Raw genomic sequence first — 10,000 nt, 5'->3', positions numbered from 1 at the left:
ATGTTTGGATTATTTAGATTGATGAAGAAAATTCCATCTAAAAATGATGGAGAAAAAGAAGAAGAAAATGATACAGAAATTTAAAATAGGAGATAAGGTTGCGGTTTTAGATGACGACATTTCGGGAGTAGTAATTAAGGTTCAAAATAATGAAATTTCGGTGGAAACTACCGATAATTTCGTGATGACATTTTTTGTCAACGAATTGATTAAAATAAACAATTCCAATGAGTTAAGTGGTTTGTTCTCTAATCAAAGTTTAAGTTCTGTTTTAAAGGATAAAGAAGAGCCGAAAAAGCGCAGTTTTGTCAAAGAAAAGCGTTCTCGTAAGGATGAATTTGTCTTAGAAGTAGATTTGCATATCGAAAAATTAGTGCCTTCAAAACGCGGAATGAGCAACTATGATATTCTGACTTTGCAAATGGAAACTGCAAAACGCCAACTCGATTTTGCTATCAAAAATAGGATGCCAAAAGTGGTATTTATTCACGGCGTTGGTGAAGGTGTTTTGAAAGCCGAATTGGATTTTATGTTGGGACGTTATGACAACATTTCATTCCAAGATGCGAACTATCAAAAATATGGTTTAGGAGCAACCGAAGTGTATATTAAGCAAAATGTGAAGTAAGATTTTGGATGATAATTTTACTACCATTTCACTTCAAGAAATAAAAAAAGGACTACTCAAATTTGAATAGTCCTTTTATTTTTTTGAAATTTTTATATTTAATTCGTTACGTAATTTCCAAAATTATATTCCGTAAAACTAAATGAATTAGAACTTCCAGAAAAGTTTACATTAACAAATTTAATGTTATGATTATATCCTGTTATTGTAATTCCATCTGAAGCATAAAGCGCGTCTGTAATAATTTCAATTGTTCCACCAGTAGCATTCCATTCGTTTTTTACAACGGGTGTCGCAGGTGGAATTAAAGAACAAATATTATTAGTGCTTACATTGTCGGAATAAATTCTATAGATAATCTGATTCGATGTACTTACATTTACTATTCGTGGACTTCCATCAGGTGTTTCAACATTGGCAAAACTCGATTCTGGAATGTTGATTAGTAATAATTCATCATTATTAATTTTAAAAATCAAATTATTATCGGTACACTCTCTAACGATTTGTTCGTCAAAATTAAAAGATTCTAGGGTTATATCGCCATCATCACAAGCCTGAAGCATAAAAATGGAAGCGGCTAAAACAATAAGTTTTTTCATTTATTCATCTAATTTATGCAACAAAAATAAAGGTTTTAATTTATTAATTTGCTAAAGTTTGTTAATTTCAATACGAATTGATTTTAAGATTTCTAAAATAAAATGATTTGTATCTTTGCGATATGAAATGAGCACTTACCATTTTTTGATTTTTTTACCAATTTTTATGTGCGAATTCCATTTGTCCTTTAAAAAACAATTAAAAGCCTCAAATGAAAAAAGTGTATTTAGATAACGCAGCAACCACGCCAATTCATCCAGAAGTGATTACCGCTATGATGAACGTGCTTCAAAACGATTTCGGAAACCCATCTTCCACCCACAGTTTTGGTCGAAGTGCCAAGACTTTATTGGAATCATCCCGAAAATCCATTGCGAAATTGCTTAATGCACAAGCTTCTGAAATTATTTTCACATCAAGTGCTACAGAAGCCACAAACTGGATTTTAACCAGCGCTGTGAAAGATTTGGGAATTAAACGCATCATTACAACTAAAATCGAACATCACGCTACGTTGCATACTGTCGAACATTTAGCAAAAGAGTTCGGAATTCAAGTCGAATACATTACCATTTTATCCAACGGAAACATCGATTATCATGATTTGGCTTCTAAATTGCATTCAGATGTTTCAACATTAGTATCATTAATCCACGTAAATAACGAAATAGGAACGATTTTAGACATCAAACGTGTTTCGGACCTATGCAAGTATGCAAAAGCACTTTTTCATTGCGATACGGTACAATCTATCGGAAAAACGAATTTAGATGTACAAGAGTTGGGAGTTGATTTTTTAGTAGCTTCTGCACACAAATTTCATGGTCCAAAAGGAGTTGGGTTTGCTTTCATCAAAAAGAATTCCATGCTACAACCCATGATTTTTGGTGGCGAGCAAGAAAAAGGCATGCGTGCCGGAACCGAAGCCGTACATCAAGTCGTTGGTATGGCAAAAGCCTTAGAATTAGCTTGTACGAATTTAGAAAACGACACCAATTACATTTCCGATTTAAAAAATTATTGTTTTTCTGAATTGAAAAAAGTATTTCCAGAGGTAAAAATCAATGGAGAAAACACGTTTTATAATCTTTTGAATGTTCAATTGCCTTTATCGGAAGAAAAGACTTCAATGTTATTATTTACGTTGGATATGAAAGGAATTGCCGTTTCACGAGGAAGTGCTTGCCAGAGCGGAAGTGTTAAACCATCGCACGTTTTAGCCGAATTTCTATCTCCAGAAGAGACCAAAAAACCAAGTTTGCGAATCTCATTCAGCCATTTTAATACGAAAGAAGATATTGATTTATTGGTGGAGGCTTTAAAACAAGCATAAGCTGAAAATTAATCAGCCTATGTTGTTTTTAGTAATTTTTTTATGAGGACAATTTGGCCTAAATGATAATAACTATGTTCAATCATTGCGTCAATATTTCTTAAATAAGAACCATATTTCTCATCAACAAAGTTTTCTAGAAGTTTCTCTTCTGACATTTTTTCAATCAATTCGGCAAATTCTTCTGCGTCTTTCCAAAATTTGGCTAAAAAATCTTCCCATTGTGACTGAGATTCTATTTCGGGAAAATCGAAACTAAAACGATCTCTAATTTCTAAATTTCCATTTAAAAAAACCTGTTTTATTCCATTAACGTAGTAGTGAATGTGTTGTGCTAATACGGCAATTGTATTCAAGTTTTGGTGTTTTGTAGTAGCTAATTTCCAATCAACAGTTGTCAATTCGTTTTTAAAGTTTGTATTGGCTATCCAAACTCCGTTGAGAATCACTTCTCTAAACCGATTTGCTAATATTGCACTGTTTTTCATGTTTTTATTGAAAAAATAGTCTACTTCACAAGATTTTGAACTACAATTTCCCCATATTCTGAGCTAATGTCTCAATGAATTTGGTAATAGGTCCTTTGATCATCATGGCCATCATTGGATTGAAATCACCTTCAAAAGCTAATTGCACTTCTGTGTTATCAGCGTCAATTGCGTTTAAGTTTCCAGTTAAAGTAAAAGGCAATTTACTTGAAGCGGCTCCTAAAACGATTTGCGAATTTGGAGTTCCACCTTTTTTTACCAATTTAATTTCTGGCATACCTTTTAAGCCAAATTCAAAGCAATTTTCGTCGATTACTTCAAATTTTGCGATATTTTCAGGCATTAATTTTTCGAAATTCTTTACGTCGTTCAAAGCGTTGAATAAATATTCAGCCGACTTTGCTACGCTTACTTTTGGACTTTCTAAGTTCATATGTTTTTTGTTTATTGTTGATAGTATATTGTTTGTGATTTAAACTTCTACATTCCATTCAGAAGGATTGGCGTTCCAAGCGCTTAATGTTTCCAATTCACTTTCTGAAACATATTGTTTGTCAACCGCTTTTTGTAATAAATTTTCGTAATTACTTAGCGTGAAAACATCCAAATTAGCCGCTTCAAAACGCTCTTTTGATATTGGAAAACCATAGGTAAAAATAGCGGCCATTCCTTTTACATTAGCACCTTCGTTGCGTAAAGCTTCAACAGCTAACAAACTGCTTCCGCCAGTCGAAATCAAATCTTCTACGACAACTACGTTTTGTCCTTTTTGTAAGAAACCTTCTACTTGGTTTTGTCTTCCGTGTTTTTTAGGTTCTGGACGAACGTATACAAAAGGTAATCCCATCGCTTCGGCAACCAAAATTCCGATACCAATAGCGCCTGTTGCAACGCCTGCAATCACATCGGGTTTACCAAATTTATCTTCAATATGTTTCGCAAATTCATCGCGCACATAGTTTCTAACCGCTGGAAATGAAAGGATTATGCGGTTATCGCAATAAATCGGTGACTTCCAGCCTGAAGCCCACGTAAAAGGATTTTTAGAATTTAATTTAATTGCGTTTATTTGTAAAAGCAATTCGGCTGTTTGTTGTGCTGTGTTGTTATTAAAAATCATATTGCAAATGTATAAAGTTTTTGTGAACGATAAGCCACTTTTTTTGACAAATCAGGTTCAAAAAGAAACCGATTTCAAACTTTTTTTATTGGAAAGTGTTGATATCAAAAAGTTAATCGTTAAAATTTTTCAGAATAAAATTCAGAAAGCTTTTCTGTATCATCCCGATGAAAAATTGATAATGAAAACGCTTCGCGCGAAGTTACCTGTTGAAAAAGCAGGTGGTGGATTGGTTTACAACAAAGACGGCGATGTGCTTTTTATTTTCAGAAATGGCAAATGGGATTTACCAAAAGGTGGCACCGAAAAAAACGAAACCATTGAAGAAACCGCTATCCGAGAAGTAGAGGAAGAGACTGGCGTAACCGGATTAGCCATCACCGAAAAACTACAAAGAACCTATCATATTTTTAAACGCAACGGTCGCTATAAACTAAAAATTACACAATGGTTTGAAATGCGTACCAAATACGAAGGCACACCACAAGGTCAAGCCGATGAAGGAATTGAACGAGTAGAATGGGTGAATCCAAAGAATATTAAGTTTTTATTGGAGAACTCGTATGAGAATATCAAGTTGTTGTTTGAAGCGGAATTGGTAAATAATAGTATTTAACACTATTTTGTGATACAAGATTAAATTCATTCTATAATTTTGTACTCAAATGAAAAAGAAATTATTAAAATATTTTTATTTAGTAGTACTAACATTCATTGGGAATATTGTATTTGCAAATTCCAATGTAGATTTTAGTGCAAATTCTTTTTCAAAAACAATTTCCTCTGATGAAGAATTCCATTTACAGGAATTAGAAAAACTAGTTGTATTTTACAAACAAACAGATGCTAACTACGAGACTCATCATGATAAAATAGAAATATCAGAATCTGAACTAGAGCAAGAAGATACTGAATATTCTATATTTGATAATTATTTTAATTTCTTTGCTGCATATTTTGATACCAATGTATGTGCTAACCATTCACAATTTATTCAAAACAGACTTGCTCCTTGCAAGTATATAGATTATTTATCCACAATTCCTTCCCGCAATATATTCTATTGTATTTTTAGAATTTGATTTAATTTTTTTTTTAGTTACTAACAGAAATCAATACTTACGATTTCTGAAGATTTTACATTTCATTACAAAAAAATATTTATTCAATTTTAAAATAAAAAAAATGGCTAAAAGAATTTTTATGCTTTTAAGCTTAGGTGGTATTTTATTACTATCTAGTTGTGGACACAAAGAAGAAACAAAGGAAGAAGAAGCAAAGTTTTTAGTTTCAAATCCGCTTGAAAAAGATACTGTTGTTGATAGAAAATATGTTGCCCAAATTCACTCAATTCGTCACATTGAATTAAGAGCTTTAGAGCGCGGTTATTTGCAAAACATTTTTGTAGATGAAGGGCAATTTGTTTCTAAAGGACAAAAAATGTTTAGAATTATGCCTAATGTTTATGAAGCAGAATTATCTAAATCAAAAGCTGAAGCACAATCAGCATTAATAGAATACCAAAACACAAAGGCTTTAGCTGAAAAGAATGTGGTTTCTAAAAATGAATTGGCGCTAGCAAAAGCAAGATTAGCAAAAGCTAATGCCGAAGTTAGTTTGGCGCAAACTCATTTAGGTTTTACCGATATAAGAGCTCCTTTTTCTGGAATTATGAATCATTTAGAAGCTAGAGAAGGTAGTTTATTAGATGAAGGAGATTTATTAACTACACTTTCTGATAATAGCAAAATGTGGGTTTATTTCAATGTTCCTGAAGCTGAGTATTTGAACTACGTTACCAAAAAGGCTAAAGGAGAAATGATTAAAGTAAACTTAGAAATGGCTAATAGTTCAATTTTTAGCCAAGAAGGAGTAGTTGAAACTATCGAAGGAGAGTTTAATAACGAAACAGGGAATATTGCTTTTAGAGCAACCTTTAACAATCCAGATAAAATATTAAGACATGGCGAAACTGGAAATGTAATAGTTAGAAACAATTACAAAAAAGCGCTATTGATTCCTCAAAAAGCAACTTTTGAAGTTTTAGATAAGAAATTTGTTTTTGTTATTGATAAAGACAACACAGTAAAACAGAGAGAAATAACAGTGGCCGAGGAAGAGATTCCATATTTGTTTATTGTTAAAAGTGGACTTTCTCTAGGAGATAAGATTCTTTTGGATGGATTACGAAAAGTAAAGAATGGTCAAAAAATTCATATTGACTATCAAGCGCCTAATAAGGTGTTCTCCAACTTAAATCTTTACGCAGAATAATCACTAAAAAGAGTAATCATGTTTAAGAATTTTATTAAAAGACCTGTTATGGCGATTGTTGTATCGCTAATAATCATATTTTTAGGGTTATTGTCAATTAAAACATTACCAATTTCTCAATTCCCAGAGATTGCACCACCAAGGGTTTTAATTACCTTAGCTTATCCAGGGGCAAGTGCTGAAGTATTAGAAAAATCTTCATTAATTCCTTTAGAAAGAGCAATTAATGGTGTGCCAGGAATGCGATATATTGTTTCAGACGCAACAAGTGCAGGTGAGGCAACGATTCAGGTTTTATTTGATTTAGGAACAGATCCAAATGAAGCTGTTGTTAATGTTAAGAATCGTGTAGATAAAGTAATTAACACATTGCCAGAACTAGTTCAGCTAGAAGGTGTTATTGTACAAGTCGTGCAACCTAGTATGTTAATGTACATCAACTTATATAGTGAAGACAAACATGCTGATGAAAAGTTCTTGTATAACTATGCTAATGTGAATATTATACCAGAAATCCAGCGTATAAAAGGGATTTCAACAGCGCAAATTTTAGGAAACCGTAATTACGCTATGCGTATTTGGTTAAATCCAGACAGAATGCGTGCTTACAATGTTTCTACAGATGAAGTTATGAAAGCGATGGCCGATCAAAGTCTTATTGGTAGACCAGGACGTTTAGGACAAGCTACAGGTATAAAAGCGCAATCTTTAGAATATGTATTGGTATATAAAGGAAGGTTTAATAAGCCCGAAGAATATGAAAATATTATAGTTCGTGCCAATCCAGAAGGGGAGATTATTAAGATTAAGGATATTGGAAAGGTGCAATTTGGAAGTGAATTTTTTGATATCTATTCTAATAAAGATGGGCATCCATCTGCAGCAATTCAATTAAAGCAAGTTTACGGAAGTAATGCAACAGAAGTAATTGAAGGAGTTAAACAAAAATTAGAAGAATTAAAAGGCTCATTTCCACCAGGAATGAAATATGAAGTCAGTTATGATGTTTCAAGTTTCTTAGATGCCTCAATAGAAAAAGTAGTACATACTTTGGGGGAAGCATTTGTATTAGTAGCAATTGTTGTTTTCATTTTCCTTGGAGATTGGCGTTCAACACTGATTCCAATTATTGCTGTACCTATTTCGTTAATTGGAGCCTTTATCTTTATGAAGATGTTTGGACTTACCATCAACTTGATTACCTTATTTGCTTTAGTATTAGCCATTGGGGTCGTAGTAGATGATGCTATTGTCGTCGTCGAGGCTGTCCATCTCAAGATGGAGGAAGATCATATTGGTCCATTTAAAGCTGTTCAAAGGGTATTAGGAGAAATTGGAGGTGCAGTTGTTGCAATTACTTTGTTAATGACATCCGTATTTATTCCAGTAGCTTTTATGTCGGGTCCTGTTGGGGTATTCTATCGACAGTTTGCGATAACCATGGCATCATCTATTGTACTGTCTGGTGTTGTGGCGCTTACCTTAACTCCAGTTTTATGTGCTATGATTCTTAAAAATACGCATGGAAAACCTAGAAAGAAAACACCAATTAATAGATTTATTGATGCATTCAATAGATTGTTTGAAAAATTAACAGGAAAGTATACTAACATTCTGACTAAGATTGTTGATAGACGAATTGTTACTTTTTTGGTCTTAGGTGGATTTGCCGTTGCAACTATTTTTGTAAATGAAACATTGCCTTCAGGATTTATTCCAGGTGAAGATCAAGGGATGATTTATGCTATTATTCAAACACCTCCGGGTTCAACCTTAGAAACAACTAATGCTGTTTCTAGAAAATTACAATCAATTGCAGAGCATGTTGAAGGAGTACAATCGGTATCATCATTGGCAGGTTATGAAATTCTTACAGAAGGTAGGGGTTCTAATGCCGGTACTTGTATAATCAATCTAAAACCATGGTCAGACAGAAAAAATTCGGTACATGAAGTTATTGAAGAATTAGAGAAAGAAACCAAAAACTTTGGAGCTGTAATTGAATATTTTGAACCACCAGCAGTTCCTGGCTATGGTGCGGCTGGAGGATTATCTTTCCGTTTATTGGATAAAACAAATAGTGGAGATTATTATTCTTTTGATAAAATCAATAAACAATTTATGGAAGATTTGGGAAAACGTAAAGAGTTAACAGGATTGTTTACTTTTTACGCAGCAAATTATCCGCAATATGAAATTATCATTGATAACCAAAAAGCCATGCAAAAAGGAGTCTCTATTGGAGCAGCAATGGAAAATTTAAATATTTTGGTTGGTAGTACTTTTGAACAAGGGTTTATTCGATTTAATAATTATTTTAGAGTATACACGCAAGCAGATCCATCTTTTAGAAGAAACCCAAATGATTTATTAAAATACTACGTTAAAAATGATAAAGGCGAAATGGTTCCTTATTCTGCTTTTATGACGCTAAAAAAACGACAAGGGCCAAACGAAATTACGCGCTATAATTTATACAATTCAGCAACCATTAGAGCAATTCCTGCTAAAGGATATACAACAGGAGAATCCATTAAGGTTATTAATGAAGTAGCTAAAAAAACGCTTCCAAATGGATACGATGTAGCATGGGAAGGATTAACTTTTGATGAAGCTCAAAGAGGTAATGAAGCCATTCTAATTTTTGGAATTGTATTAGTCTTCGTTTATTTTGTATTAGCAGCTCAGTATGAAAGTTTTATTTTGCCATTTGCAGTTATACTTTCTTTGCCAGCCGGAATTTTCGGAACATTTTTCATGTTGAAACTTTTTGGTTTAGCAAACGATATTTATGCGCAAGTAGGTTTAGTAATGCTTGTTGGATTACTGGGTAAGAACGCCGTTTTAATTGTAGAATTTGCCGTCCAGAAAACGCAGCAAGGAATGTCTATTTTAGATGCAGCTATTGAAGGCGCTAAAGTTCGTTTTAGACCTATCTTAATGACTTCATTTGCTTTTATTGCAGGATTAATTCCATTAGTTAAAGCAACTGGTGCAGGAGCTATTGGAAATAGAACTATTGGTACAGCTGCGCTTGGAGGTATGTTGTTTGGAACCATTTTTGGGGTTTTATTAATTCCTGGATTGTACTACATTTTTGCCAAATTAGCTGAAGGCAGAAAAATGATTAAAAACGAAGACTTTACTCCGTTAACGGAAGATTACAACTATCTAGATTCTCATAAAGAAAAAAATGAAAAGAAATAATTTTATAAAAGCAGTAGTATTAGGATGCACCATCCTAATACTACATTCTTGTGGAATTCCAAAGGTAGCTACACAAGAAAGTAAAGTGACTTTACCAACAAATTATACAGAAAAAACAACTGAAAGTACTAATTCTGGTAAAGTAAAATGGAAAGACTTTTTTGAAGATCCTTATTTGCAAAATTTAATCGATTCTACTTTAGTTAATAATAAAGAATTGAATATTTTGATGCAAAAGGTAAATATGGCTCAAAACGAAATTCAAGCTAAAAAAGGGGAATATTTACCAAGCGTTGGATTAAGTGCTGGTGCCGATTTAGATAAAGTGGGTAAGTTCACTAGAAATG

At 33.0% G+C, this 10,000-nt stretch carries 11 protein-coding genes; 7 read left to right on the top strand and 4 right to left on the bottom strand.

Annotation, left to right across the window (positions count from 1 at the left end; translation table 11 throughout):
* The first annotated feature begins 67 nt into the window (after nt 1-67).
* Nucleotides 68-628 (top strand): Smr/MutS family protein, encoded by a 561-nt coding sequence (locus LDL23_RS11020; protein ID WP_291265748.1) that lies wholly within the window; start codon nt 68-70, stop codon nt 626-628.
* A 98-nt stretch (nt 629-726) separates the two neighbouring features.
* Here LDL23_RS11020 and LDL23_RS11015 read toward each other — a convergent pair whose 3' ends face one another.
* The gene (locus LDL23_RS11015; protein ID WP_291265747.1) at nt 727-1,230 is read right to left on the bottom strand and encodes a hypothetical protein; all 504 of its coding nucleotides are present in this window, start codon (nt 1,228-1,230) and stop codon (nt 727-729) included.
* A 212-nt stretch (nt 1,231-1,442) separates the two neighbouring features.
* Here LDL23_RS11015 and LDL23_RS11010 point away from each other — a divergent pair, with 212 nt between their 5' ends.
* Nucleotides 1,443-2,564: a cysteine desulfurase family protein gene (locus tag LDL23_RS11010; protein ID WP_291265746.1), complete on the top strand. Its 1,122-nt coding sequence runs from the start codon at nt 1,443-1,445 to the stop codon at nt 2,562-2,564.
* 17 nt (nt 2,565-2,581) lie between these two features.
* Here the strand turns inward: LDL23_RS11010 and LDL23_RS11005 are convergent, their stop codons facing one another.
* From LDL23_RS11005 to pyrE, 3 genes are read right to left on the bottom strand one after another with little or no spacing between them, the layout of a single operon-like run.
* On the bottom strand, nt 2,582-3,052 hold the full coding sequence (locus tag LDL23_RS11005; RefSeq protein ID WP_291265745.1) for a DUF1572 family protein: 471 nt from the start codon (nt 3,050-3,052) through the stop codon (nt 2,582-2,584).
* 40 nt (nt 3,053-3,092) lie between these two features.
* Nucleotides 3,093-3,485, bottom strand: coding sequence for an SRPBCC family protein (locus tag LDL23_RS11000; RefSeq protein ID WP_291265744.1), 393 nt, complete (start codon nt 3,483-3,485; stop codon nt 3,093-3,095).
* Between the two features lie 39 nt (nt 3,486-3,524).
* Entirely contained in the window at nt 3,525-4,172 is a 648-nt protein-coding gene (pyrE, locus tag LDL23_RS10995; protein ID WP_291265743.1) for an orotate phosphoribosyltransferase, read from the bottom strand.
* A 7-nt stretch (nt 4,173-4,179) separates the two neighbouring features.
* On the opposite strand from pyrE, the gene LDL23_RS10990 reads away from it, so the two are divergent.
* The 5 genes from LDL23_RS10990 to LDL23_RS10970 form a co-directional block, all read left to right on the top strand.
* The gene (locus tag LDL23_RS10990) at nt 4,180-4,788 is read left to right on the top strand and encodes an NUDIX domain-containing protein (protein ID WP_291265742.1); all 609 of its coding nucleotides are present in this window, start codon (nt 4,180-4,182) and stop codon (nt 4,786-4,788) included.
* A gap of 49 nt (nt 4,789-4,837) precedes the next feature.
* Complete coding sequence (locus tag LDL23_RS10985; RefSeq protein ID WP_291265741.1) at nt 4,838-5,254, top strand: hypothetical protein; 417 nt, start codon at nt 4,838-4,840, stop codon at nt 5,252-5,254.
* Between the two features lie 103 nt (nt 5,255-5,357).
* On the top strand, nt 5,358-6,446 hold the full coding sequence (locus LDL23_RS10980; RefSeq protein ID WP_291265740.1) for an efflux RND transporter periplasmic adaptor subunit: 1,089 nt from the start codon (nt 5,358-5,360) through the stop codon (nt 6,444-6,446).
* 18 nt (nt 6,447-6,464) lie between these two features.
* Nucleotides 6,465-9,653 carry an efflux RND transporter permease subunit gene (locus LDL23_RS10975; RefSeq protein ID WP_291265739.1) on the top strand — a complete coding sequence of 1,063 codons (3,189 nt, stop codon included), beginning with the start codon at nt 6,465-6,467 and terminating at the stop codon, nt 9,651-9,653.
* The coding region (locus LDL23_RS10970; RefSeq protein WP_291265738.1) for a TolC family protein at nt 9,640-10,000 on the top strand (361 nt) is incomplete at its 3' end. The genes LDL23_RS10975 and LDL23_RS10970, both read left to right, overlap by 14 nt.

The sequence above is a fragment of the Flavobacterium sp. genome (assembly GCF_020217025.1).
Taxonomy (GTDB): Bacteria; Bacteroidota; Bacteroidia; order Flavobacteriales; family Flavobacteriaceae; genus Flavobacterium.
Note: the sequence above shows the minus strand (reverse complement) of the source record. Positions and strands in the feature narration are given on the sequence as shown.

Excerpts from the sequence above, each read along its gene's own strand:
- LDL23_RS10980 (WP_291265740.1), top strand. The coding sequence starts at position 5,358 with ATGGCTAAAAGAATTTTTATGCTTTTAAGCTTAGGTGGTATTTTATTA.
- LDL23_RS11020 (WP_291265748.1), top strand. The coding sequence starts at position 68 with ATGATACAGAAATTTAAAATAGGAGATAAGGTTGCGGTTTTAGATGAC.
- LDL23_RS11000 (WP_291265744.1), bottom strand. The coding sequence starts at position 3,485 with ATGAACTTAGAAAGTCCAAAAGTAAGCGTAGCAAAGTCGGCTGAATAT.
- pyrE (WP_291265743.1), bottom strand. The coding sequence starts at position 4,172 with ATGATTTTTAATAACAACACAGCACAACAAACAGCCGAATTGCTTTTA.
- LDL23_RS10990 (WP_291265742.1), top strand. The coding sequence starts at position 4,180 with ATGTATAAAGTTTTTGTGAACGATAAGCCACTTTTTTTGACAAATCAG.
- LDL23_RS10975 (WP_291265739.1), top strand. The coding sequence starts at position 6,465 with ATGTTTAAGAATTTTATTAAAAGACCTGTTATGGCGATTGTTGTATCG.
- LDL23_RS10985 (WP_291265741.1), top strand. The coding sequence starts at position 4,838 with ATGAAAAAGAAATTATTAAAATATTTTTATTTAGTAGTACTAACATTC.
- LDL23_RS11010 (WP_291265746.1), top strand. The coding sequence starts at position 1,443 with ATGAAAAAAGTGTATTTAGATAACGCAGCAACCACGCCAATTCATCCA.
- LDL23_RS11005 (WP_291265745.1), bottom strand. The coding sequence starts at position 3,052 with ATGAAAAACAGTGCAATATTAGCAAATCGGTTTAGAGAAGTGATTCTC.
- LDL23_RS11015 (WP_291265747.1), bottom strand. The coding sequence starts at position 1,230 with ATGAAAAAACTTATTGTTTTAGCCGCTTCCATTTTTATGCTTCAGGCT.